The 25,880-nt window shown below is 38.7% G+C and carries 22 protein-coding genes and 2 pseudogenes; 23 read left to right on the top strand and 1 reads right to left on the bottom strand.

Translation table 11 applies throughout. The features are described from left to right. Positions 1-3 precede the first annotated feature (3 nt). From QK255_RS06880 to QK255_RS06805, 17 genes and pseudogenes are all read left to right on the top strand, one after another. Complete coding sequence (locus QK255_RS06880) at positions 4-1,080, top strand: carbamoyl phosphate synthase small subunit (protein ID WP_002329184.1); 1,077 nt, start codon at positions 4-6, stop codon at positions 1,078-1,080. 4 nt (positions 1,081-1,084) lie between these two features. Continuing rightward, positions 1,085-4,270: a carbamoyl-phosphate synthase large subunit gene (gene carB / locus QK255_RS06875; protein WP_002342215.1), complete on the top strand. Its 3,186-nt coding sequence runs from the start codon at positions 1,085-1,087 to the stop codon at positions 4,268-4,270. A 53-nt stretch (positions 4,271-4,323) separates the two neighbouring features. Continuing rightward, a complete protein-coding gene (locus tag QK255_RS06870; RefSeq protein WP_002309317.1) occupies positions 4,324-5,100 on the top strand; it encodes a dihydroorotate dehydrogenase electron transfer subunit in 777 nt (258 codons plus the stop codon). Further along, a complete protein-coding gene (locus QK255_RS06865; protein WP_002309316.1) occupies positions 5,097-6,029 on the top strand; it encodes a dihydroorotate dehydrogenase in 933 nt (310 codons plus the stop codon). The genes QK255_RS06870 and QK255_RS06865 overlap by 4 nt, the downstream gene beginning before the upstream one ends. After that, a pseudogene (pyrF, locus tag QK255_RS06860) lies at positions 6,026-6,739 on the top strand (orotidine-5'-phosphate decarboxylase); the annotation flags it as partial. The gene QK255_RS06865 and the pseudogene pyrF, both read left to right, overlap by 4 nt. Before the next feature lie 9 nt (positions 6,740-6,748). Continuing rightward, positions 6,749-7,378 (top strand): orotate phosphoribosyltransferase, encoded by a 630-nt coding sequence (pyrE, locus tag QK255_RS06855; RefSeq protein ID WP_029680876.1) that lies wholly within the window; start codon positions 6,749-6,751, stop codon positions 7,376-7,378. A 452-nt stretch (positions 7,379-7,830) separates the two neighbouring features. Further along, complete coding sequence (locus QK255_RS06850) at positions 7,831-8,247, top strand: PTS sugar transporter subunit IIA (protein WP_002309312.1); 417 nt, start codon at positions 7,831-7,833, stop codon at positions 8,245-8,247. After that, positions 8,244-8,714 carry a PTS sugar transporter subunit IIB gene (locus QK255_RS06845; RefSeq protein ID WP_002309310.1) on the top strand — a complete coding sequence of 157 codons (471 nt, stop codon included), beginning with the start codon at positions 8,244-8,246 and terminating at the stop codon, positions 8,712-8,714. Before QK255_RS06850 ends, QK255_RS06845 begins: the two co-directional genes overlap by 4 nt. A gap of 19 nt (positions 8,715-8,733) precedes the next feature. Beyond that, entirely contained in the window at positions 8,734-9,513 is a 780-nt protein-coding gene (locus tag QK255_RS06840) for a PTS mannose/fructose/sorbose/N-acetylgalactosamine transporter subunit IIC (protein WP_002313784.1), read from the top strand. A gap of 14 nt (positions 9,514-9,527) precedes the next feature. Continuing rightward, a complete protein-coding gene (locus QK255_RS06835) occupies positions 9,528-10,340 on the top strand; it encodes a PTS system mannose/fructose/sorbose family transporter subunit IID (protein ID WP_002309306.1) in 813 nt (270 codons plus the stop codon). 52 nt (positions 10,341-10,392) lie between these two features. Further along, complete coding sequence (locus QK255_RS06830; protein WP_002313783.1) at positions 10,393-11,370, top strand: SIS domain-containing protein; 978 nt, start codon at positions 10,393-10,395, stop codon at positions 11,368-11,370. Between the two features lie 105 nt (positions 11,371-11,475). Beyond that, a pseudogene (locus QK255_RS06825) lies at positions 11,476-14,207 on the top strand (sigma 54-interacting transcriptional regulator). A gap of 11 nt (positions 14,208-14,218) precedes the next feature. Next, positions 14,219-14,854, top strand: a complete 636-nt coding sequence (locus QK255_RS06820) for an HAD family hydrolase (RefSeq protein WP_002309302.1) — start codon at positions 14,219-14,221, stop codon at positions 14,852-14,854. A 76-nt stretch (positions 14,855-14,930) separates the two neighbouring features. Then, a complete protein-coding gene (locus QK255_RS13350; RefSeq protein WP_073357538.1) occupies positions 14,931-15,209 on the top strand; it encodes a hypothetical protein in 279 nt (92 codons plus the stop codon). A 37-nt stretch (positions 15,210-15,246) separates the two neighbouring features. Next, positions 15,247-15,888, top strand: coding sequence for a YfbR-like 5'-deoxynucleotidase (locus tag QK255_RS06815; RefSeq protein ID WP_002288886.1), 642 nt, complete (start codon positions 15,247-15,249; stop codon positions 15,886-15,888). Positions 15,889-15,930: 42 nt separating this feature from the next. Beyond that, positions 15,931-16,623 carry a carbonic anhydrase family protein gene (locus QK255_RS06810; protein ID WP_002316248.1) on the top strand — a complete coding sequence of 231 codons (693 nt, stop codon included), beginning with the start codon at positions 15,931-15,933 and terminating at the stop codon, positions 16,621-16,623. Further along, positions 16,620-17,522 (top strand): LysR family transcriptional regulator, encoded by a 903-nt coding sequence (locus tag QK255_RS06805; protein WP_002329186.1) that lies wholly within the window; start codon positions 16,620-16,622, stop codon positions 17,520-17,522. Before QK255_RS06810 ends, QK255_RS06805 begins: the two co-directional genes overlap by 4 nt. A 181-nt stretch (positions 17,523-17,703) precedes the next feature. Here the strand turns inward: QK255_RS06805 and efbA are convergent, their stop codons facing one another. Then, positions 17,704-19,410: a fibronectin-binding protein EfbA gene (gene efbA / locus QK255_RS06800; RefSeq protein ID WP_002313779.1), complete on the bottom strand. Its 1,707-nt coding sequence runs from the start codon at positions 19,408-19,410 to the stop codon at positions 17,704-17,706. Between the two features lie 188 nt (positions 19,411-19,598). Between efbA and QK255_RS06795 the strand changes: the two genes are divergently transcribed. From QK255_RS06795 to QK255_RS06770, 6 genes are all read left to right on the top strand, one after another. Then, the gene (locus tag QK255_RS06795) at positions 19,599-20,222 is read left to right on the top strand and encodes a thioredoxin domain-containing protein (RefSeq protein ID WP_002309297.1); all 624 of its coding nucleotides are present in this window, start codon (positions 19,599-19,601) and stop codon (positions 20,220-20,222) included. Positions 20,223-20,670: 448 nt separating this feature from the next. Beyond that, entirely contained in the window at positions 20,671-21,720 is a 1,050-nt protein-coding gene (gene trpX, locus QK255_RS06790; RefSeq protein ID WP_002329188.1) for a tryptophan ABC transporter substrate-binding protein, read from the top strand. Then, positions 21,717-22,598, top strand: a complete 882-nt coding sequence (locus QK255_RS06785; RefSeq protein ID WP_002309295.1) for an ABC transporter permease — start codon at positions 21,717-21,719, stop codon at positions 22,596-22,598. The genes trpX and QK255_RS06785 overlap by 4 nt, the downstream gene beginning before the upstream one ends. Before the next feature lie 2 nt (positions 22,599-22,600). Beyond that, positions 22,601-23,371, top strand: a complete 771-nt coding sequence (locus QK255_RS06780) for an ABC transporter ATP-binding protein (protein WP_002309294.1) — start codon at positions 22,601-22,603, stop codon at positions 23,369-23,371. 279 nt (positions 23,372-23,650) lie between these two features. Next, positions 23,651-24,505, top strand: a complete 855-nt coding sequence (aroE, locus tag QK255_RS06775) for a shikimate dehydrogenase (RefSeq protein ID WP_002309292.1) — start codon at positions 23,651-23,653, stop codon at positions 24,503-24,505. 177 nt (positions 24,506-24,682) lie between these two features. Continuing rightward, the gene (locus QK255_RS06770) at positions 24,683-25,846 is read left to right on the top strand and encodes an LCP family protein (RefSeq protein ID WP_002313776.1); all 1,164 of its coding nucleotides are present in this window, start codon (positions 24,683-24,685) and stop codon (positions 25,844-25,846) included. Positions 25,847-25,880 lie beyond the last annotated feature (34 nt).

Genomic DNA, 25,880 nt, shown 5'->3' with positions numbered 1-25,880 from the left:
AATATGGAACGTTTGCTTATATTAGAAGATGGAACAGTTTTCGAAGGAAAAGCTTTTGGCGCGGATGCAAATGTCTTCGGAGAAATCGTTTTTACAACAAGTATGACTGGTTATCAAGAAACCATCACCGATCAAAGTTTCAACGGTCAAATCATTACATTTACCTATCCTATGGTGGGCAATTATGGGGTAAATAGAGATGATTATGAATCGATTTCTCCAACATGCAAAGGAGTAGTAGTAAAAGAGCACGCGCGTGTAGCTTCAAACTGGCGAAACCAAATGACGCTAGATTCATTTTTGAAACAAAAAGGGATTCCTGGAATATCAGGTATCGATACGCGCGCCCTTACTCGTAAAATCCGTGAAGCCGGAACGATGAAAGCAAGTATCGTTGATGCTGGAGATTCCTTCGAACATGCATTTGATCAGCTGAAAGCAACCGTTCTAGCAACCAATCAAGTGCAGCAAGTTTCCACTAACAAACCTTATCCAAGTCCAGGAACAGGACGGAAAGTTATCGTCATTGACTTCGGCTTGAAACATAGTATTTTACGAGAATTGAGTAAAAGAAACTGTAACCTCACAGTACTTCCCTATAACACAGATGCCGAGACGATTTTAGCGTTATCACCAGACGGAGTCATGCTGACGAATGGACCTGGTGATCCAAAAGATGTGCCAGAAGCAATCGAAATGATCAAAAAAATCCAAGGAAAAGTACCGATTTTTGGTATTTGTCTTGGTCACCAGTTATTTGCTTTAGCCAACGGTGCAGATACCTATAAAATGAAATTCGGACATCGAGGATTAAATCACCCGGTACGAGAAGTAGCGACCGGAAGAATTGATTTTACTTCTCAAAATCATGGCTATGCAGTCGATGAAGCCACGATTGATCCAGAAAAACTCATCGTAACCCATGTAGAAGTAAATGACGGAACAGTAGAAGGAGTCAAACACAGAGATTATCCCGCTTTCAGTGTGCAGTTTCATCCAGATGCTGCTCCTGGTCCGCACGATGCACTACATTTATTTGATGAATTTATGGAAATGATGGATGCAGGAAAGGAGCAGTAAACAGATGCCGAAACGTACAGATATCAAGAAAATTATGGTGATTGGATCTGGTCCGATCATCATTGGTCAAGCCGCAGAATTTGACTACGCAGGAACACAAGCTTGCCTTGCTTTAAAAGAAGAGGGATATGAAGTGGTTTTAGTAAATTCTAATCCTGCGACGATCATGACGGACAAAGAAGTGGCAGATCAAGTATATATCGAACCGATCACACTTGAATTTGTATCAAGGATTCTTCGAAAAGAGCGTCCAGATGCTCTCCTTCCAACTTTAGGCGGACAGACAGGCCTCAATATGGCAATGGAGCTGGCAGCATCAGGTATTTTAGAAGAATTGAACATAGAACTTCTAGGAACGAAGCTTTCTGCGATCGATCAAGCAGAAGACCGTGATTTATTCAAACAGTTGATGAAAGAATTGAATCAGCCAATCCCCGAGTCTGAAATCGTCAATACAGTAGAAGAAGCTGTAGCGTTTGCAAATAAAATCGGCTATCCCGTCATCGTTCGTCCAGCCTTTACTTTAGGCGGGACTGGTGGAGGCATGTGTGAAAATGAAGAAGAATTACGAATAGTCTCAGAAAATGGATTAAGTCTTTCCCCAGCTACCCAATGTTTAATTGAACGAAGTATTGCGGGTTTTAAAGAAATTGAATATGAAGTGATGAGAGATTCGGCTGATAATGCAATCGTTGTCTGCAACATGGAAAATTTTGACCCAGTGGGTATCCATACAGGTGATTCTATCGTGTTTGCTCCTAGCCAGACATTGTCTGACCATGAATATCAAATGCTTCGTGATGCTTCTCTTTCGATTATTCGAGCACTTAAGATCGAAGGAGGCTGTAACGTCCAACTTGCTCTTGATCCACATAGCTTTAATTATTATGTGATTGAAGTCAATCCGCGTGTTTCTCGTTCATCGGCGTTAGCAAGTAAGGCGACTGGCTATCCGATCGCTAAGCTAGCTGCTAAAATAGCGCTTGGATTAACATTAGACGAAATGAAAAATCCTGTAACAGGAACGACTTTTGCAGAATTTGAACCTGCATTAGATTATGTTGTAGCTAAAATTCCTCGCTGGCCGTTTGATAAGTTTGAAAACGGAGAACGGCTTTTAGGTACGCAGATGAAAGCAACTGGTGAAGTGATGGCTATCGGTCGGAATATCGAAGAGTCTTTATTGAAAGCTGTGCGTTCTTTAGAAATCGGTACACACCATATCGAACTTCCTGAGTTGGCAGACATCACGGACGATGACCTAATCCAAAAAGTGGTTCGAGCACAAGATGATCGCCTGTTTTATGTAGCTGAAGCTATTAGACGAGGGTACACCATAGAAGAATTGGCAGATTTGACAAAAATCGATTTATTCTTTTTAGATAAACTGTTGCATATCGTAGAAATCGAACAGCAGTTGAAACAGCAGCCGTTGGATGACAGGATATTGAAAACAGCGAAACAAAACGGTTTTACAGACAAAAAAGTGGCGGAGCTGTGGGAAATAAGCGAAGAAGCCGTTCGCCAGATGAGAAAAGAAAATGACTTGATTCCTGTATATAAAATGGTTGACACTTGTGCAGCGGAATTCGAATCAAAAACACCTTATTTTTATAGTTCCTATGAATATGAAAATGAAAGTTCACGATCAGAAAAGCCCTCAGTTCTAGTACTGGGATCTGGTCCTATCCGTATCGGACAAGGAGTTGAATTTGACTATACGACTGTGCATTCTGTCAAAGCAATCCAGCAGGCAGGATACGAGGCAATCATCATGAACAGCAATCCGGAAACAGTTTCTACTGACTTTTCTATTTCGGATAAATTATATTTTGAGCCATTGACCTTCGAAGATGTGATGAATGTGATCGAGCTAGAACAGCCGATAGGAGTAATCGTTCAATTCGGTGGTCAGACAGCAATCAACTTAGCCGAACCTTTGACTACTGCTGGTGTAAAAATCTTAGGGACAACGATTGAAGACTTGGATCGTGCGGAAAATCGTGATTTATTCGAGCAAGCGCTGAAAGAGTTGGATATTCCTCAACCTTTAGGGGATACTGCTACAAGTAAAGAAGAAGCCGTGGTTATCGCTTCGAGAATTGGTTATCCAGTACTTGTTCGTCCAAGCTATGTATTAGGCGGGCGTGCGATGGAAATCGTTGAAAATCAGCGAGATTTAGAAGACTACATGGAACATGCTGTGAAAGCTTCTCCAGAACATCCAGTACTAGTGGACCGCTATTTGCTTGGTGGCGAATGCGAAGTGGATGCGATTTGTGACGGTGAAACAGTACTCATTCCAGGGATCATGGAACATATTGAGCGTGCCGGTGTCCATTCAGGGGATTCAATGGCTGTGTATCCACCTCAAACATTATCTGAATCAATCAAGAAAACGATCGAAGACTACACGATCCGTTTAGCATTAGGTTTGAACTGTGTCGGGATGATGAATATCCAGTTCGTCATCCATGAAAATGAGGTTTATGTGATCGAAGTCAATCCTCGAGCAAGTCGGACTGTTCCATTCTTAAGTAAGGTGACAGGAATTCCAATGGCACAAATTGCGACGAAAGCTATTTTGGGAGAGAAATTAAAGGCACTTGGTTATGAAAACGGACTTTATAAGGAAACAAAAGAAGTCCATGTTAAAGCGCCCGTCTTTTCTTTTACTAAATTGCAGAAAGTCGATACTTACTTAGGGCCTGAAATGAAATCGACTGGAGAAGTAATGGGGTCTGACAGACAATTAGACAAAGCTTTGTACAAGGCATTCGAAGCTTCTGGATTACACTTGCCTGAATATGGAGCCGTATTGTTTACGATTGCGGATGAAACAAAAGAAGAAGCACTAGAGTTGGCTAAACGTTTTACAGAAATCGGCTATAGTCTGATAGGAACGAAACATACAGCTGCCTATTTCGAAAAACATGGTTTGGTTGTTGAAACAGTTGCGAAAATTTCTGAGGAAGCAGCAGAAAAAAATGTAGTCGACTTAATACGAGATGGTAAAACACAAGTGGTTGTCAATACGATTGATAAAGATCGGGGAAATGCTTCTAAAGACGGCTTCATTATCCGAAGAGAAGCAGTCGAACATGGTATTCCGTTGTTTACTTCTTTAGACACAGCAGATGCGATCGTTCGAGTGATGGAATCCCGTGCATTTTCAACCAACCCTATTTAACGGTGTATACATGTTAAGACCGAAAGAAGAAAATCCGTTACAGGAGGGGACAGATGAAACAAGAAATGATGGAAATCGTTCAGCAAAAACAGCTGGCACCAAAGATTTTTGAAATGACATTAAAAGGTGATCTAGTAAAAGAAATGCAGCAACCAGGACAGTTCTTGCATATCCTCGTGCCGCGTGCAGACTTGCTGCTACGCCGACCGATTAGCTTGAATCATATCGATCACGAGACAAATACTTGCCGTATTATCTATCGGGTGGAAGGTGAGGGGACTAGCGTTTTCTCTACTCTTTCTGCCGGAGACTATTTAGATGTTATGGGCCCTTTAGGTAATGGCTTTGATTTATCTGATCTTCATACAGGAGACGAAGTATTTATAATCGGTGGAGGAATCGGTGTCCCGCCTCTGTATGAGTTATCAAAGCAGTTAGTCAAAAAAGGGATCAAGCCAACGCACTTTTTAGGTTTTGCCACACATGAAGTCGTTTATTATGAAAAAGAATTTAATCGTCTTGGAGAAACAAGAATCGCTACTGACGATGGCACATACGGTATGCACGGAAATGTCGGTAATTTATTATTAGGAACGAAGACGAAACCTACAGCAGTTTTTGCATGTGGTTCAAACGGGTTATTGAAGACAGTGGAACAGCTGTTTTCTTCGCATCAAAATGTCCAGTTATCATTAGAATCCCGCATGGCATGTGGGATAGGGGCTTGCTATGCTTGCGTTTGTCATACGCCGGAAGATGAAACAGGAACAAAAAGTGTGAAAGTTTGTGACGAAGGACCGATTTTTAAAATAGGAGAGGTAATTATATGAATGAGAATCCTTTAGCAGTCAAACTTCCTGGCCTAGAATTAAAAAATCCTATCATGCCAGCAAGCGGCTGTTTCGGTTTTGGCAAAGAATATGGAAAATACTATGATTTGAATCAGCTTGGTTCGATCATGGTCAAGGCAACGACTCCAAATGCTCGCTTTGGCAATCCCACACCGAGAGTGGCGGAAACACCATCTGGCATGTTGAATGCGATTGGTTTACAAAATCCTGGTCTAGACGTTGTTATGAATAAACTTCTTCCAGAATTAGAGGAGTACAATGAGTTACCCATCATCGCAAATGTTGCTGGTGCTTGTGAAGAAGACTATGTAGAAGTTTGTAGCAAAATCGGCGAAGCGCCAAATGTGAAAGCAATCGAGCTGAATATTTCCTGTCCAAATGTCAAGCATGGCGGTATCGCTTTTGGAACAGATCCTGATGTTGCTTTTCAATTAACACAAGCAGTAAAGAAAGTTGCTTCTGTTCCTGTCTATGTCAAACTATCTCCCAATGTGACAGACATCGTTCCAATCGCTCAGGCAATCGAAGCTGGAGGGGCAGATGGATTTACAATGATCAATACACTACTTGGTATGCGGATTGACCTTAAGACAAGAAAACCAATTTTAGCCAATCAAACAGGTGGACTATCCGGACCAGCAATCAAGCCTGTCGCTATCCGTTTGATTCATCAAGTGGCAAGTATATCCAATCTTCCAATCATTGGGATGGGCGGCGTGCAGACAGTGGACGATGTTCTTGAGATGTTTATGGCTGGAGCAAGCGCTGTAGCTATAGGGACTGCGAATTTCACCGATCCCTATATCTGTCCTAAACTAATCAAAGAGCTCCCAGTGCGAATGAACGAACTAGGTATTGAGTCACTGGAAAGATTAATCAAAGAAGTGAGAGAGGAACGTGAACGATGAACCAACTAAACCAACGACCAATCATTGCATTAGATTTTTCAACTTGGCAAGAAGTAGAAGACTTTCTTCTTTTTTTCCCAGAAGAAGAAAAATTGTTTGTGAAAATCGGAATGGAATTGTTCTACCAAGAAGGACCTGAAATCGTACGTTATTTAAAAGATGCTGGTCACGATGTGTTTTTAGATCTGAAACTTCACGATATTCCGAATACGGTCGAAAAAGCAATGCGGGGACTGGCAAAGCTTGGTGTTGATGTCACATGTGTTCATGCAGCTGGCGGTATTCGCATGATGGAGGCGGCAATGCGTGGATTAGAAGAAGGAACGCCAGAAGGTGGGAAACGTCCCCTACTTCTAGCTATCACTCAACTTACCTCTACAAGTGAAGAGGAGATGCATGCAGACCAACTAATCGAAGTTCCTTTAGAAAAAAGTGTGATCCATTACGCTAACTGTGCCAAAAAAGCAGGATTAGATGGTGTGGTTTCTTCTGCTTGGGAAGTAGAAGCGATCAAAGAAACGGCGGGAGATGAATTTGTTTGCTTAACTCCAGGGATAAGACCAGAAGGAACAGTCGTAGGAGATCAGACAAGAGTAGTCACACCTTCTCAAGCAAGAGAGATTGGCTCAACTTTCATCGTTGTGGGACGACCAATCACACAGGCAACTGATCCTTATGAAGCATACCGAGCGATTCAAACAGAATGGAGCCAACCTAAAATGAATGTAGAACAAAGTATCGCAAAAGATCTATTAGAGATTGAAGCAGTATTTTTAAATCCAAGTAATCCTTTTACTTGGGCAAGTGGAATCAAAAGCCCCATTTACTGTGATAACCGAATCACGATGAGCTATCCAAAAGTCCGAAAAGAGATCGCAAAAGGCTTAGCAAGAAAAATCAAAGAAGCTTTCCCTGAAGTACAAGTAATTGCTGGAACTGCAACGGCAGGAATTCCTCATGCTGCATGGGTAGCGGAAATATTAGACTTGCCAATGGTCTATATTCGAAGTAAGGCGAAAGATCATGGGAAAGGCAACCAAATCGAAGGGCGTATAGTTGAAGGTCAGAAGATGGTTGTGATCGAGGATCTGATTTCTACAGGAGGTAGCGTCTTGGAAGCAGCTGAAGCAGCAAAAAGAGAAGGTGCAGCTATCCTTGGTGTTGCAGCTATCTTTACGTATGAGTTGCCAAAAGGAAAAGCAAATTTCGAAAAAGCCGAAATCCCTCTTATGACGTTGACCAATTACTCTGTATTGATCGAAGCAGCTTTAGAAGATCGTTATATCGATGAGCAAGAATTAACTCTGCTAAAAGAATGGAAAAAAGATCCTGAAAATTGGCAGTTTTAAGTACAAAAATACTTAGATAATTGAAGAAATAAAGCTATATTATTTTGAATATTTCTAAATTACCATTTCTCTACACCGTTATATTTTTTAAGGATACAGTTTATGTAACTGTATCCTTATTTTTTTCATAACCCTGCATGGATGATTTGGATGAGGAGATACATCCATAAAATACATATGCATGATCTTCAATAGCGCTGATTACACAAAGTATGAACGACTTCAACGAGTCAAAAACAGCCCCTCAACTGTGTTCCTATCCCACAGTCGAGAGGCTATTTTTGTTTTATATATGTAGAAAAGCAGTTCAACACTTTTACAAAATAGATTGAACACTTATCAGTAAATGATAAAAGTGTTGGGAAATAGTTGTAACTATAGCTTTTACAGGCTGAACAGAAGTTGGCACGGTATTTGCTTTATATAAAACTGTCAGCGAGGAGGAAATAAAAATGAATACGATTATTCTAGCTAGTCATGGCGCATTATCTCAAGGTCTAAAACAAACAGCTGAAATGATCTTGGGACCTGCCACTAATATTTATGCATTATCGGCTTATCGCGATGAAGATGAGCCGATAGAACAACAAATACAAAGTATAGTTTCAAAATTAGGAAAAGAAAATCTATTTATTCTCACAGATATCTTAGGAGGAAGTGTCAATAATGAAATGATAGGACTGTTAAAGAAAGAGCCAGCAATACGCTTGATCACAGGAATGAATCTACCCTTAGTGATTTCAATCGCCACGCAAGTTAACCCAATTGCTGCTGCAGATTTAGAATTGATTATCGAAGAAAGTCGGCAGTCATTGATTGATTGCAATCGATTACTAAAAAAATCAAATGAAGGAGGAGATGATCTATGATCAAGTTCATTCGTATCGATCACCGATTGTTACATGGACAAGTGGTGTTTTCTTGGAGTAAATCTTTACAAATCAACCGAATTCTGGTGGTGAATGATGAAGCAGCCAATGATGAATTTAAAAAAATGTCTTTAGAACTATCAAAACCTCAAGGAATCAAACTCAATATATTTACCGTTGAAAATACCTTGACAAAAATATCTAAAATAGAAGCATTGAGTGAAAACATCATGATGATCTTTGGAAATACCAAGGATGTTCGTCAGTTTTGCGAAAGTTACTCAAACGTTAAGGAAATCAATTACGGAGGCATCATAAAAAAAGAAGGATCAAAACAATTCAGTAATGCTATCTTCTTGACTGAAAATGAGATAGAAGATGCGAAAGTACTAAAATCAATGGGCATCAAACAGTTCATGCAACAGGTTCCAACCTCCAAAAAAGAGGATTTGAATACAATGATTTAAAAAGAAAGGAGTTTACGTTATGTTGTTTCAATCGATTGCCTTAGGTCTGGTCGGAATCATGTGCATCTTGGACTCTAGACTACTAGGGAGGATGAATTTTGAACGGCCTTTAATCGTGAGTACGTTAGTTGGGTTAGTATTAGGTGACTTGGAAAAAGGTTTGTTGGTTGGTGCTTCTCTGGAATTGATGTCGCTTGGTCTGGTAAATATCGGAGCAGCAGCGCCACCGGATATGAATATGGCGTCCATTATTGCTACAGCTTTTGCTATTCTATCTGGCTCCAATGCTGAAACTGCTCTGACTATTGCCATTCCAATCTCTGTATTAGGACAAATGCTTGGAATATTGATGCGGACGGTACTCTCAAATCTGACACATTGGGCAGATAATTTAATCAATGAAGGAAAGTTCAGCAGAGCACGACGGATCCACATAATCTATGGTACGGTCTTATATTCACTGATGTATTTTATCCCTATCTTTTTAGCTGTTTACTTTGGAACAGATTTAGTGAAAAATATCGTGAGCAGTATCCCAGTATGGTTGACAAATGGTCTGACTTTAGCAAGCAAAATTTTACCAGCATATGGTTTTGCTTTGTTGTTACAAACGATGTTGACGAAAAAAATGATCCCGTTTTTATTACTTGGTTTTCTAATCACAGCTTACTCCGGATTAAGCATCACAGGTATCGCAGCTTTTGCTTGCATTGTGGCCTTTGTGATGGCACAAGTCAAATTCAATGGTAAAGATAATAGGACAGCTGTAAGCGAACCTGATCCTTTAGATGATTTATAGAAAGGAGTTTTTTTATGACTAAGAAAGATCAAAATAGTTGGAAGTATTGGCAATTTTTCTGGCGTTCGTGGGCAATACAAGCTTCGTGGAATTACGAACGACAAATGAATATGGGATTTATGTATGGTATCGCACCAATCATCGATAAAATCTATGACAAGCCAGAAGACAAACAAAAGAAAATCGATGCTTATGAGCGGCACATGGCTTACTACAATTGTACGCCGCAAACAAGTTCATTCGTTTTAGGACTAACAGCATCTATGGAAGAACAATATGCCGAAGATCAAGAGAATTTCAATCCGGAAACCATCAGTGCTTTGAAGACTTCGCTTATGGGCCCTTTGTCAGGAATCGGAGACTCTTTCTTCCAAGGAACCATACGTGTTTTGGCCTTTGGCTTTGGAATCAATCTCGCTCAGCAAGGTAGTATCTTAGGCCCTATCTTGGCCATTATCATCTCCTTCATTCCGTCCTTTTTCGTTACATATTATGGCGGAAAAATTGGTTATAATACTGGGAATAAATATTTAGCGAAACTGTATCAAGAAGGTTTGATGGATAAAGTGATGTATGTTTGTACGATTATCGGTTTGATGGTCATTGGAGCCATGATTGCTAGTATGATTGGGATCACCACGCCGCTAAGATTCGGCAAGGCGTTTGTTTTACAGGATGTTTTAGATAATATCATGCCCCAGTTGATTCCTTTAGGGCTGACGTTTTTTATGTATTGGTTGTTGCAAAAGAAAGTTCGGACCGGTTTGATGCTCACTATTTGTATCGCTGGTGGTGTTTTACTAAGTTTATGCGGGATTTTTAATTAAGGGACCAACCTAATTTAGGTTAAAAATAAATAGTATGAGGAGGAATTCAAACATGAATTCAACATTAAGTCCAAAAGATATCGTCAAAGAAATCATCGCGAACAAAGAGGTGGAGTCCATCGTATTTGTCGGCTGTGGTGCATCGAAAGCAGATCTATATCCAGCAAAATATTTTTTAGAACAAAACGCAAACAAATTACGTATCAGCCACTTTACGGCAAATGAATTCAATTATGCGACACCTCGCTCGATCAACGATCATACTGTAGTTATTTCAGCTTCATTGGGAGGTACGACTCCTGAAACTGTTCAAGCTAACGCAGTAGCGAAAGAACAAGGTGCCACAGTTATTAGTTTAACACATAGCGTAGATTCTCCGTTAACGAAAGACGCAGACTATGTGATTTATCATCGTTTCACAGAAGATTACGCAGCAAAACTAGAAAAAACAGGTTACTGCTTAGAACTTGCAGTTGAACTACTAAATCAGATCGAAGGATATAAAGACTACGATAAGATGATGGATGGTTTCGACAAAATTTATGATTTGTCGCAAGAAAGTGCAAAGGGAGCACGTCTACAAGCAAAAAAATTCGCCGAACGTTTCAAAAATGAAAAGGTGATATATGTTATGAGTTCAGGAGCGACTCATGAAGTTGCGTATTCCACTTCTATTTGTTTAATGATGGAGATGCAATGGATTCACTCTGGTACTTTCCATTCTGGTGAATTTTTCCATGGTCCATTTGAAATCACGGACAAAGACGTACCATTTATCTTATTGATGAATGATGGTCGTACGCGTCAAATGGATGCCCGAGCACTGACTTTTTTGAATCGTTTCGATGCAAAAATAGAAATCGTAGATGCACTGGATTGGGGACTGTCTGCCCACATTGCGAAAGAGGTTCTTGATTACTTCAATCCATTCGTCATCACAGCAGTATTCCGCGTCTATGCAGAAGAATTAGCTGAAGTACGCCAGCATCCACTGACAAAGCGTCGTTATATGTGGAAATTAGAGTATTAAACTAGAGCTGAGGCCAAGTGCCTCGGCTTTTCTTCCCTTGCATTGAAAAGGGTTTCTTATTCTCGTACAATTGATTGAGCAAGAGTAAATTGGGTGGTGTTGATCATGAACAAAAAAGTAGAAAAATATTTAAAAGAGCTGACAAAAAATTACAGTGAGCATCATGCAGAAGATTTTTCAGCTTTATCAATTAGCGAAAATGTCGGTTTGAATCGAAGTACAACAAGCTTCTACTTAAATCAAGGAATGAAAGAAGGAGTATTGGTCAAGGTCAAGAGTTACCCCGTCTCTTTTTTACATGTTGAAGCTTTAGCTGAACTTGGCATTTTTCACAGAGAATCTGAATATGAAACTTGGGAAGACTTATTTGCAGCAGAAAAAGCCAATGCATTAGAAACGGTGATTGGAGCAAATGGCAGCTTAAGAGAAGCAGTTGATCAAATAAAAACAGCAGTACTTTATCCTGGGAATGGGTTACCTATTCTTTTATCGGGCAATAGCGGTTCAGGAAAAACATTTTTAGCAGAAAAAATCTATGAATATGCTGTAGCAGAAAAGGTCATCCCAAAAGATGCTCCGTTTATCTCTTATAATTGTGCCCAATATTTCAACAATCCTGAACTCTTGTCTTCTGCTTTGTTTGGCCATGTCAAAGGAGCATTTACCGGAGCAGAAAAAGAACATATTGGATTGATAGAAAAAGCTGATAATGGCGTATTATTTTTGGATGAGGTTCACCGCTTAAGTGATGAAGGGCAAGAAAAGCTTTTTACATTTATGGATACAGGAGAAATTTCACCGATGGGGGACAATGCAATCAGACATAAAGCAAACGTCCGTATGATATTTGCAACAACTGAGAATGTCTATCAAACATTTTTGCCGACCTTTATTCGCCGTTTGCCAGTGATTGTCATGTTGCCGAATTATGAACGTCGTCCGCAATCAGAACGTATGCAACTGATAGACACATTTTTTATCAATGAAGCGAATATTTTGTCAAAACGCATCGATGTAAGTTATCAACTAGTGGACTTTTTGCTTAATAGTGACTTAGAAGGCAATGTAGGGAAGATAAAGAACATCGTGAAATATGTCTGCGGTAGTGCGTACGCCAAAAACCAAAATAGTCTGTCTATTCGAGTTCGTTTGAAGGATCTTCCAACTGAAAATACCATGCAGCTAAAAGAGCAGCTAAAAAAAACGATTAAAGCTTTACCAGACCGCCAATATTTGCCGCATACAGCTAACCAAGTCTTTTTAGAATCTTCAGAAGTCAGGCAAATCAGACAGTTATTTGAAAAAATAGTGCAAATGTATCAAAAAGTTGAAAAGCAAGAATTAATGATCAAAGATTTTATTGATCATACGGTAAATCGAATCAATCATTTGATGGACGAGTTTATTTTTAAAGATAGTTATTCGAAAGAAGAATCATTTTATTCTGTACTAACCTATCAGATACGAGAAACTTTTGATTGGATGCATGAAAACTACGGATTGGAACAAGATGGTAATCGTGTGATTGCCCTAGCACAGTATCTCTACCATAAAAACAACACAGATATGATTGCAGAAAATCATGAATGGCAAAGTGTCAAAGACAAGTTGTTAGAATTGGTTTCGAGTTCCATAGATACTTCTTATTGGTATGCTAAAAAAGTACTAGGACATATTTCTCGACAATTAGATCAAGATTTTAAAGAGGAAGATTTGATTTTTATTTCCTTTTATTTTCATGGGTTGCAGATCACGCTAGGAGAAAAGAAAATCAAGAGTATCATTTTAGCTCATGGTTATTCTACTGCTAGCAGTATGGCGAACGTAGGCAATCGGATATACTGAAGCAGAATATCTTTCAAGCTTATGATATGCCAATCAATATCACGTTAGCTAAAGTAGAAGAACAAGTTATTCGCTTTATCAATGATCATCAAACGGACGCCGGGTTGATTTTATTAGTAGATATGGGGTCGTTGAACGAAATCGGAAAAAAGCTAGCAGATAAAATACGTGGTCCACTGCTGATTATCGATTATGTCTCTACGCCTCTTGTATTGGAGATTGGGCAGTTGATTCAAAGACAAATGTCTATCGCAGAAATCAGCCAAAAAATCGATATAGAAAACAAAGTAAAAAAACAACTAATACTACCAAAAAAAGAAAAAACACAGGCAATCTTAACTTGCTGTTACACCGGAATAGGTTCAGCTACTCAAATACAAGAGATTTTGGAATCTTGTTTAGAAAATCATTGCAAAGAATTGACGATTATTCCGTATGATTACAAAAAATTGCAAAAAAATAAAATGTATGAGGATCCTTTCCAAATATATGAAGTATTGATGATTGTAGGAACAGAAGATCCCAAAATCGAACAGGTTCCTTATATTGGTCTTGATCATTTAATTAACGGTGAAGATGTTGAGAAGTTCATTTCAATTCTACAAGATTATTTTGACATACGTGATAAAGATTTAAAAGAACAGCTGATGTTCAGTTTTTCAATTAATAAAATCATCGAAAATTTAACGATTTTGGACGCAACCAAACTGTTGCGTTTAGTGCAAAGTGCTGTATCCGTAGCTGAGGAAACCTTAGAGATCACTCTATCTAATAGTAAGTTGTTTTTACTATACCTACATTGCTGCTGTATGATTGAACGAATTTTAAGGAAAGAAAGTGTGGATGAACAAGAAGATATAGAGGAATATACGACTCAAGCAGGTGCAGAAATGGAACAGATCCATCGTGCCTTTTTCGAAATAGAGAGTGAGTATACTATCAAGATTTCCACGTTGGAATTACGATTGATTCATGAAATTATTTATGGATAGGAGGAAGGTTTGTGAATTTAGGCATGATTTTTGATATGGATGGTGTCTTAATTGACTCAGAAAATTTTTATTTTGATCGACGTATGCAATTTTTCAAAGAAAAAAACATCCTACCAGGTTCGACGAATAAGTTGGATTTCGTTGGACTGACAGAAAATGGGATTTGGGAAGTATTGGTCTCAGAAAAAGACCAACGAGCTGATCTTAGAAAAGAATACCTTGCGTACCGGGAAAAACATCCTATTGACTTTAAAATAGCACTGCGAAAGGGTGCGGAAGACATCTTGGATTATTTAAAAAAGAAAAGTATCAAAATTGCTCTTGCTTCTTCTTCTCCTCAAAGAGAAATCGACAAAATGCTGACACAGAATGCTTTAGCACCATACTTCGATTTTGTCATTTCAGGAGAAAAGCTATCTAAAAGCAAACCACATCCAGAAATTTATCAAATCGCAGTAAATGCATTGGATGGTAGACATTGCATCGCAGTAGAAGATTCTCCTGTTGGTATTGCGTCAGCAAAAGCAGCTAATTTATATACGATTGCATTAAAGCAAGATCTGCCCCTTGATCAGGCACAAGCAGATATCGTGATTGATGACTTGAACGATATCATTCAAATAATCGAAACTTACGATATAGATTGATTCAACTATCTGAAAAAGATTTAAATGCCCCGAAACTTCGTGAAATTTTTGAACAAGAATCTTAAGCATATAATTAATTGATTGTGAGAAAAAATGGCTATCAATCGATATAAAAACAATCCAAAAACTGATTGCGAAAAGCATCTTTTCATCAGATATGAAAAGAAACTTCTATCGTGATCAGTTTTTGATTTTTGCAAAATTTATTTTGCTAAGACTAATTAGCAGAGAAAAGAGAATAATCTCTTCTCTGCACTCTATTCTATCGAGAGTTTCTCTATTTTTTGGTAAGCGAGCTGTTGCGAAAATGGAAAAGAGCGGAAATGTTGCGAATGTCAGTTATTTAATGATATGATATTCGGAAAAAGAAATCTCAAAGGGAGGTAACTTTTATGGGATTGAATGAATTTATTTTAGGATTGAACAATTTAGAGACGATCACAAGGGCACCTGGTTTTTTTAAATATACGGAGCATACAGTCGCAGCACATTCGTATCGTGTAGCATCTATTGCGCAAGTTCTAGGAGATATTGAAGAAGCAAATGGGCAGCCAATCGATTGGAAACTGCTCTATGAAAAATCACTGAATCATGACTACACAGAACGTTTTATTGGTGATATCAAAACACCAGTGAAATATGCAAGCAAAGAATTAAGAGGGATGCTGCAAACAGTTGAAGAAAAGATGACGGACGAATTCATCAATCAAGAGATTCCAGCTGAGTTCCAAGAAGTTTATCGCCGTCGGTTGTTCGAGGGAAAAGATGAAACTGTAGAAGGAGAACTATTAGCCATTTCAGATAAGGTTGACCTTCTTTATGAGTCTTTTGATGAAATCATCAAAAATAATCCAGAAAAAGTTTACAAGGAGATGTTCATTGAGGCAGTGACGACTATCAAAAGCTTTGAACATCGGCCTTCTGTTCAGTATTTCTTTAAAGAGATATTTCCGGAACTATTGAACCAGGAATTTTATGGAAAAGAGGCGTTTTTAGAAACTGTCTCAACGATTGTAAAGAAAGAAGAAAAATAAAAACGATATGAGATGCAGGGGGAAGTATAGTTGAAAAAGAATATGGATGTCGAATGGGGCTATTCTGGAGACAGAGGTCCGGAAAATTGGGCGAATTTATGTGATTGGTTTGCGAGAGGTGCGGAATTTCCGTTGCAGTCACCTATTCATTTAACAAAAGGTGAAGAAATAAAAATGAAAGGAGAGACACTTTCGTTTCATTATCAAAAGCAACGCTTCACTGACAAGGAATTCAAAAATACGATTCATTTAGTACCTTTTGATCAACTCAGTTATGTAGAGTTCAAGAAAGAACGCTATTATTTGACAGATATTCATTTCCACTTACCATCAGAACATATCATCGACGGGAAACAGGAAGATATTGAGTTTCATTTTGTTCATATGAACAGCAAAAAAGAGAATCTGGTCGTGGGCGTCATGTATCAGTTAATGGAACAGGAAGGTTGGTTTTATAATCAAGAAAATGGAGAGAGATGGAATTTAGAAAAACATGAACACTGGGTAAATCCAGATGTCTTTTTTCCAGAGAAAAAAAGCCATTTTCATTATGTAGGTTCATTGACAACTCCACCTACCAGCGGACCAATCCAATGGTTTGTGATGGATCATGTAGAAAAATTGAACCAAGAGTTTCTTCTACCCTTCAAAGGGCAGTATGCACAGCCGAACAACCGACCAATTCAACCCTTGAATGGAAGAGAAATTTATTATTTTGAGGAGTTTGAGCAATGAATATTCAACAAATGAAATATGTGGTCGCTGTGGCAAATAATGGTAGTTTCAGAGAAGCTGCAAAGAAAATGTTTGTTTCACAACCAAGTCTTTCAGCTGGTATCAAAGAATTAGAGACCGAGTTAGGAATCACGCTATTTACTCGAACGAATCGAGGTGCATATTTAACAGAAGAAGGACAAGATTTCTTAAATCGTGCCGAAAAAATCTTGGTTCAGCTTGATACATTAGAAAGTCACTATCTAACGAGTGAAAAGAGAGAGAATTTTTCAATCGCTGCCCAGCATTATGATTTCTTAGGTCCTTTGACCGCACAGCTACTCGAGGAATTCAAAGATGAAATCAAACAATTTCGGATCATGGAGACGACGACGGCGAGAGTGATCGAAGAAGTCAAAGAGCAGCACAGTGAAATCGGCATTATTTATATGAACGAGCATAATCAAGTTGGTATCAGAAGATATTTGCAACAAGGAGAACTAAGTGGCCGCAGCATTGGAAAATTTAAAACACACATTTTTTTAAGGCATGGACATCCGCTAGCTACACACGCAGAGATCACAAAAGAAGAATTGTTATCTTATCCTCAAGTTCGTTTTACACAGGATGGAAATAATTTTCCGTATTTTTATGAAGACCTTATCGAGATTCCTGATCAAGAAACAGTGATCTATACCAGCGATCGAGGGACTTTGATGAATATCGTTCTTGAAACTGATGCGTACGCTTCAGGGTCTGGTATTGTGATTGGAGGAATTCGTGAGCACTTGCGGTTAATTCCTTTAGCAGAAGGCGAGCTAAATGAATTTTATATCATTTATTCGGCAAAGCGCCCGCTCAGTGAAATCGCTCAAAGATTTATCAAAGAGCTTCCTCGGTTACTGGACCAACAGAATTAAGAAAAGCAGACGGAACATCTGACTGATATTAAGTAGAAAGAACAGCCAAACAAAACAGTTTATGCGAAATAAGGGGTTGTGACACGAATTTTGTCACAACCCCTCTTTTTATAGAAAGCAATTTATAACTGATTGCTTTTATGAAAAAGTACGAAAATATGATTCTAAGAAAATACATTCATTACCCGTTTTGTTTCATAGCTATAATTTTCTCTTCTTCTGGTGTCACGATGACTGTTTTCTGATTTTCATAAATGACGTAACCAGGTTTGGCACCATTTGGCTTGCGGATATGCTTCACTTGTACAAGATCAACTGGTACTTGGGCAGAATATCGATATTTTGAAAAATAGGCAGCTAACTCGGCAGCTTCGGTAATTGTTTCATCTGAAGGTTGATCACTTTTGATGATGACGTGCGAACCAGGGATATTTTTTGCATGGAGCCAATAGTCGGTTTTCTTAGCTGTTTTCATTGTCAGCTGGTCATTTTGAAGATTGTTTTTACCAACAAGAATGAGCGTTCCGTCAGAAGAAAAGTATTGATCAGGCTGAGATGGTTTCTTTTTCTTTTGTTTTTTCTGTGTCTTCTTTTTCAAATAGCCCTCAGCAGTCAATTCTTCTTTGATTGCTTCGATATCCATCGGACCGGCAATTTCCAGTTGAGACAAGACAGATTCAAGATATTGAATTTCATCTTTGGCTTCTTGGATTTGTTCGCCAATCAACTTAACGGCGTTCTTCAGCTTTTGGTATCGATGAAAATATTTCTGTGCATTTTGATTTGGCGTCAACGCCGGATCTAATGCTATTTTGATTGGCCGGTCTTCTTCATAATAATTAGGTAAAACAACTTCTTTTGCGCCACGTGGTACTTGTGTCAGAAAAGTAGTAAGTAGTTCGCCATCTCTACGGTAATTCTCAGCGTTTTCGGATTCTTTGAGTGTTTGTTCACGTTTTTTCAATTTATTTTTATTTCGTTTTAGTTCATTTTCGATTTTTCGGATCAGTTCTCCGCCTTGTTGTTTTGCCCGATCTTTCTCCGCTTTTTCGTGATAATAGCTATCTAATAATTGACTGAGTGTTGGATAAGTTGTCACAGCAGATGCTTGTTCGGAAAATACCTGATAAACAATCGGCGTAAAGAAATCTTTATTTGTCGTTTCGTAAAAAGTAGGGTCTGGGTGATTGATGATCGATGAGAAAAATTCGTCCCAAACAACCATTTTTTCATTAGGACGTTCAAGCAATCTCTTGGTCAGCTCTTGAGCAGTATCGAAACCGATTCCCTGAAACTGATATTGGATTGCTTTTGGTTCTAGTTCAGTTTGAGAAAGTCGCTGAAAGATTTTTTCTTTATCGGAGCTAAATGGGTTCAAGACCTCTTGTTTTGGCGGAGCAATGTATTCTACGCCGGGAAGCAAAGAACGATAAGTGTTTTGAGAGCTTCCTATGTGTTTGATCGCGTCCAATATTTTTCCAGTTTCTTGATTAACTAAGACGATCGTACTATGACGCCCCATTAATTCAACGATCAATATGATATTCTGTAAATCGCCCAACTCGTTGCGCTTAGCAAAGTGAAAATGGATCACTCGATCGTTTTCGATTTGTTCGATGCTTTCTAAAATAGCACCATCCAAATACTTTCGAAGCATCATCACGAAGTTAGGCGGATTATCAGGATTCTGATAATCGATTTGGGTAATCTGTACACGAGCATAACTAGGGTGCGCAGATAATAATAATCGATGGTTTTTGCCGCGTGAACGAATCACCAGCACGATTTCATTTTCATAAGGCTGATGGATTTTCGAGATCCGGCCAGATAGTAACGTTTCACGCAATTCGTTGACCATCGCATGGGTAAATACACCATCAAAGGACATGGTTCATTCCTCATTTCTTTTCATAAGTATATTCATTATAACGAAAAAAAGAAGAAAAACCAATTTGGCCGAATAGTGAAGTAAAAGTCTAGAAAAAATTGGACTAATTACATAAAAAACAGTGTTTTTATCGTTGAAATCCAAATTTTTAGGTATAATAAAAAATAGGAGAAAAAGTAGAAAAGAAGGTGTTTGTTATTTGGGAAGCAGTTAAATCGAGAGTACAAGAAATGAATGATCATTTCTCAGTGTCATTCGCAGAAAATCCAATTAAGTATTTTCGACGTCTTGTGTTTCTGCTCATCTTATCATTGCTACTAACAATTGCGATGTTTTTGTTGCCGGAAAAAATCCGAGAAGAGCAAGTAAATAGTCTCGTTTATTCATCCATACCAACTAGCAAATTAAAACCTTTTGATTACAGTCAAGCGGATCAGAAAATCAAACAAAGCCGAGCGATATCGGTGATGTTCAGCAAACCGAACGGGAAAACCTATCAGGATATGCTGGATGTCTTTAATGACCCTGAGCTTATGGAAGAATTGAATCGACCGATCTTTTATTATCCGATCGTTTATGACGTACATGAACTGGAACAAAAATATAACATACGAACGGATGAAGTGACATTTATTTTCTTTGATGGAGGAAAAGAAGCAAATCGGATAACTGCGGGTAAGGGAGGAATAACTGATTTTGATAAGGAGTTGATCCCTGAGCTGAATCGACTACCGTTAGCCAATATCAAACAATTAGAAGAAGAAATGGATAGAACAGGAACAGCTTCCCCAAATGCCGAGACTGCTAATTGAGTTGTTAACGTGATGAAATGGTGGCTCTATATAGCGCTATTTTTAATTATCAGAACAAGTGATGTTTGATCTTCAAAATAACAAATGAAAAAAATAAAAAATATAGTTGACGAAATTCAAAAATTCGATTAGACTTAAATCAATTCTTAAGGAAAGGGTGACCTGTAATGAACTTATCAAAACGTATTTCAGCAGAGAACAAAAAAAATTGGCGCAGCTGGCGTAGATAAGTTGTATTAATGGTGAAACTTTCCCATAGATACAACTTTTTAGAGTGCATTTCTAAAGCTTGTATCTATGCTAGACATGAACATTGACTGCCGCATAGATCCTATCTATGCGGTTTTTTGTGTAAAGACAATGACCGTTTTGGCCATTGTCTTTTTTTGTAGACTGGATACTTGCCTGATTTTAATAAATAAAAAGATTGACTTTGCAGGAGGAAAAAATGAAAAACAAACGTTTAATAACAGTTGTAGTAATTATTTTAGTTTATTTAGCAGGTGCATTTATTTATGGAAAAGCCTCAGGAGAAAAAGAAAGTACTTCGACGAACCAGACAAAAAAAACAACAGTTGTCGGGGTATTGCAATATGTGAGCCATCCGGCATTAGATGAGATTTATCGAGGGATCAAAGATGGTCTGAAAGAAGAAGGATTAAAAGAAGGAGAAAATCTTGAAATCAAATTTCAAAATGGACAAGCCGATCAGAGCAAGCTAGCCACAATGAGTCAACAGCTAGTACAATCCGATCCTGATGTTTTGATCGGAATCGCAACGCCTGCTGCTCAATCATTAGCAAACACGACTTCGTCGATTCCCGTTGTATTAGGTGCTGTAACGGATCCTGTGGGGGCTGGATTAGTTGGTTCTTTAGAGAAACCTGGTGGAAACGTGACAGGTGTTTCTGATCAGCCACCTGTTGCTTCACAAATCAAGCTTGCTTCTGATTTGCTGCCAAATGCAAAAAAAGTCGGGATCTTGTATGCTTCTTCGGAAGATAATTCAAAATACCAAGTAGCACAAGCGGAAGAAGCTGCAAAAAAAGAAGGGTTAGAAGCAGTAAAATATGCGGTGCCTTCCACTAATGAGATTGCACAAACGGTACAAGTGATGAGCCGACAAGTCGATTTTATCTATGTTCCATTAGACAATACGATTGCCAATGCTATGCAGACAGTGGTTAAAGAAGCGAATAAAGCAAATATCCCCGTCATTCCTTCTGTTGATACAATGGTAGAACAAGGCGGACTAGCAACAATCGGGATCAATCAATATCAATTAGGGCTTCAAAGCGGTAAGATGGCGGCAGAACTTGCGAGCGGAAAAGAAAAACCGGAAACGACACCTGTTTATATGTTTGATCAAGGGGATACAGTGATCAATCAATCTCAGGCTGATCACTTAGGAATCACTATTCCTCAATCGATGAAAGAAAAAGCCAAAATCATTACAGATGAGTCGCAACAAGAAACATCTAAGGAGGATGACAAATGATCGTATCAGCTATTTCACAAGGCATGCTTTGGGCAATATTAGGATTAGGGATTTTCATGACCTATCGGATCTTAGATTTTCCTGATATGACGACAGAAGGGTCCTTCCCATTAGGTGCTGCTGTCTGTGTGACAGCTATCACTCATGGGGTAGCACCGATTTTAGCTACGTTATTGGGCGTAGGTGCTGGTATGGTAGCAGGACTCATTACAGGGTTACTTTATACAAAAGGAAAGATACCGGTTATTCTAGCAGGGATTTTAGTGATGTCAGGATTGAACTCAGTTATTTTGTTTGTGATGCGAACACCCAATCTATCTTTATTGAATCATCCGATTCTACAAGACAGCTTTCATCGCTTTGGATTACCTGATTACTTTGACACAGTCCTTCTTGGCTTCATCTCTTTGGGCATCTTGATTGCTGTACTGCTATTCTTCTTCAATACAGATTTAGGTCAAGGCTATATTGCGACAGGAGACAACGAAACGATGGCTCGGTCGTTAGGGATAAAAACCGATCGTATGAAAATTTTAGGTTTGACTTTGTCGAACGGTGTCATTGCATTATCCGGTGCGCTGATTGCCCAGAATGACGGATATGCAGATGTAAATAAAGGGATTGGCGTGATCGTCATCGGTCTTGCTTCCATCATCATCGGTGAAGTGATTTTCCAAGAATTGACGCTAGCAGAAAGATTGATTGCTATTGTTGTCGGCAGTATCATTTATCAACTATTGATTTTAGTAGTAATCAAACTAGGGTTTGACACGACTTATCTGAAGTTGTTCTCCGCTATCATCTTAGCTATTTGTCTGATGATCCCGCAATTGAAGAAAGCACTGAACTTAAAAACGGGTTTTGAGAAGGAGGCATAGTAATGACAGATATATTGACAATCAAAAACGGCAGAAAAGTCGTAAACAATGGAATGAATGAAGAGAAAGTACTATTGGATGAAATCAACCTTACAATCAGAGAAGGGGACTTTATCACTGTTCTTGGCGGGAATGGTGCTGGAAAAAGCACACTGTTCAATACCATCGCTGGTACGCTTCAACTCAGTCAAGGATCGATCTCTTTTAAAGATCAGCTGATTACAAAAGATTCAGAAGAAAAAAGAGCACGATTCCTTTCTCGGGTTTTCCAAGACCCTAAGATGGGAACGGCTCCCCGGATGACTGTAGCAGAAAATCTGCTACTTGCACAAAAAAGAGGGCAAAAGCGGAAATTCCGTTTACGTAACTTGAAAAATCAAAAAGAAGATTTTTTCAGACTATGTCAAGAAGTCGGTAATGGCCTAGAACAACATTTGGATACTCCAGCAGGGGAATTATCTGGCGGTCAACGCCAAGCATTAAGTTTGCTGATGGCGACGATCACGGCTCCTGAATTACTGTTATTAGATGAACATACTGCCGCTTTAGATCCTAAAACAGCTAAAGCATTAATGCAGTTAACAAATCAGCGGATCAATGAACAAAAATTGACTTGTCTCATGATCACGCATCGAATGGAAGACGCCTTGAAATACGGAAATCGTCTGATCGTACTCCAAAAAGGAAAAATTGTTCAGGATCTTTCTGAAAAAGAAAAGCAACATTTGACAATGGGCGACCTTTTGCAGTTCTTTGAAGAAGTAGTAGATTGATTTCGACAGAAAGTCTCCTTTCAGTAGAAGGACTTGAAAACTCATTGACATCTTCCTTTGATTCATCCTATACTTAAAACAATAAACAATTGGAACATATTTGGGTGTTTTGTAGGATCACGTAGTCAATGATTTTAACAATTAAATAGAATATTCTTTGCTCTGACAAGTGAACGATGAGAAAAGAATTTGCTACTTTGCCACCTAGACGTTTCGTACTTTTTCGTATCAAACGCTAAGTGGCTTTTTTTATTGAAGTAAGAACAAAGGAGGAATAAGATGATTTCTGGACAAACCAAATTAGCTGGACTCTTTGCTGATCCAGCTTCTCACAGTTTATCTCCATTGATGCACAATACTGCTTTTGAAGCAAACAACATCGATGCGGTGTATTTAGCTTTCAAAGTAAACCCAATGAATTTGAAGCAAGCAGTCGAAAGTATACGAACTTTTGATATGTTAGGTGTGAACCTTTCGATGCCGAATAAAACAGCGGTTATTCCTTATCTGGATGAGGTAAGCCAGGAAGCACAATTGATTGGAGCAGTGAATACGATCGTGCACGAAAAAGGTCGTTTGATTGGCTATAATACCGATGGTGCGGGCTTCATGCAATCCGTACAAGAAGCTGGGATTTCGGTCAAAAAGAAAAAAGTGACTCTGCTGGGCGCTGGAGGGGCAGCAAAGGCAGTCACTGTTCAAGCGGCGTTAGACGGTGCTAAGGAAATTGTAGTTTATAAACGAAACAATCAAACATTCGCTCAAGTAAAAGAAACATTCGAACAACTCAGCTATCGAACTTCTTGCGAGATAAAAGTTCGTGATTTTGCCGATACGTATCAATTAAGAAAAGACTTGAAAGAAAGCTGCCTTCTAGTCAATGCAACAGATATCGGGATGGGAAAGAAAATCGATCAGTCACCGCTCTTAGATATAAACATGATGCATGAGAAACTAGCGGTTTTTGATTTGATTTATGCACCTAGAGAAACACGTTTATTAAAAGAAGCAAAAAAAGTAGGAGCAAAAGGATACAATGGACTTGGCATGTTGATCTACCAAGGAGCAATCGCGTTTGAATTATGGACAAAGGAAAAGATGCCGATCCATGTGATTGAAAAACTGTTTGATTAAAAAAGGATAATAGATAAAGATTTTTTATTCTCGCATAAACGGTCTCAAGAAAAGTAATTCTTTATGTATCGAAGCATTTATTTCGTTATTTTTTATTAAATTATCAAAAAATGATAAGCTTTTGTCGATTGGTTATCGTATCCTTTATTTATCAGTAAGAAACGAGGAGGAACCACAATGAGTCGGATGGATCGCTATAAGGACATCCATAAGAAGGCGAAACCTCTGAAGCGGGATACGGGGAGTATTTTTGCTAGAAGAGAACGAAAACGAACGCGTATGGAAAATGAGGAAGATGCTACCCGTATTTATGAAAGAGAGCAGCACTCATTTGAACATTTGAACCAACACGAACAACAGATATATAGAGATGCACCAAGAACAGAAGAACAACAAAAAAATAAAAAATTTTTCAATCGGCAAAAGAAGAACAAACCGTTGAAATCTCGAAGAAAGCGATCGTGGAAAAAAATCATTCTATCGATTTTGCTTGTTTTGATCCTTTATTCAGGTATCTCATTTTTTATTGGTAAATATGTAGCTGAACATGACACAAGCTTAGAGGCAGCGACTTCAGAAACCTTTCATGGGCAAAAAGCGACAAATGGTGCGCATAATATTTTGATTCTTGGGAGTGATACACGCGGAGAAGATGCTGGACGAGCTGATACGATCATGGTCTTACAGTTGGATGGTCCTTCCCATAAGCCGAAACTGATTTCTTTTATGCGTGACAGCTTCGTTACGATCCCAGGGGTAGGACAAAATAAGATCAATTCAGCTTATGCATACGGAGGAGCCGATCTAGTGCGTCAAACTTTAGTAGAAAATTTTGGAATCAATTGTCAATACTATGCGAAAGTCGATTTCAAATCGTTTGAAAAAGTGATCGATGCCTTGTTCATGAACGGAGTGAAGATCGATGCAGAAAAAGATCTGAATCTGGATGGTGTAGATATTAAAAAAGGGGTCCAGAAGATGGATGGACATGTTCTTTTGCAGTACGCACGTTTCCGAATGGATGAAGAAGGAGACTTTGGCCGTGTCAGACGCCAACAGCAAGTAATGAACGCTATTTTCAGCCAATTGAAGAATCCATTGAATCTGATTCGTGCACCTTATGCAGCTGGTAAAGCTTTAGGGTATACATCCACAGATGTCACTGCTTGGTTCTTGACGAAAAACCTCTTTTCGATTGCACGAGGAGCTGGTGGCATTGATCGAATAAGTGTGCCAGTAGACGGTTCGTGGAATTATGGGCAAAGTGATTATGCTGGTAGCATTCTTGAAATTGATAATCAAATGAATCAATCAGCTATTACAGATTTTTTGAATAAATGATCATAAAAAAGATTAAGAAGAAGTTGCGACAAGG

This window comes from Enterococcus sp. ZQ21 (assembly GCF_030053755.1).
GTDB classification, from domain to species: domain Bacteria; phylum Bacillota; class Bacilli; order Lactobacillales; family Enterococcaceae; genus Enterococcus_B; species Enterococcus_B lactis.
The sequence above is the reverse complement of the archived record's forward strand: the minus strand, read 5'-3'. Positions and strand labels throughout refer to the sequence as shown.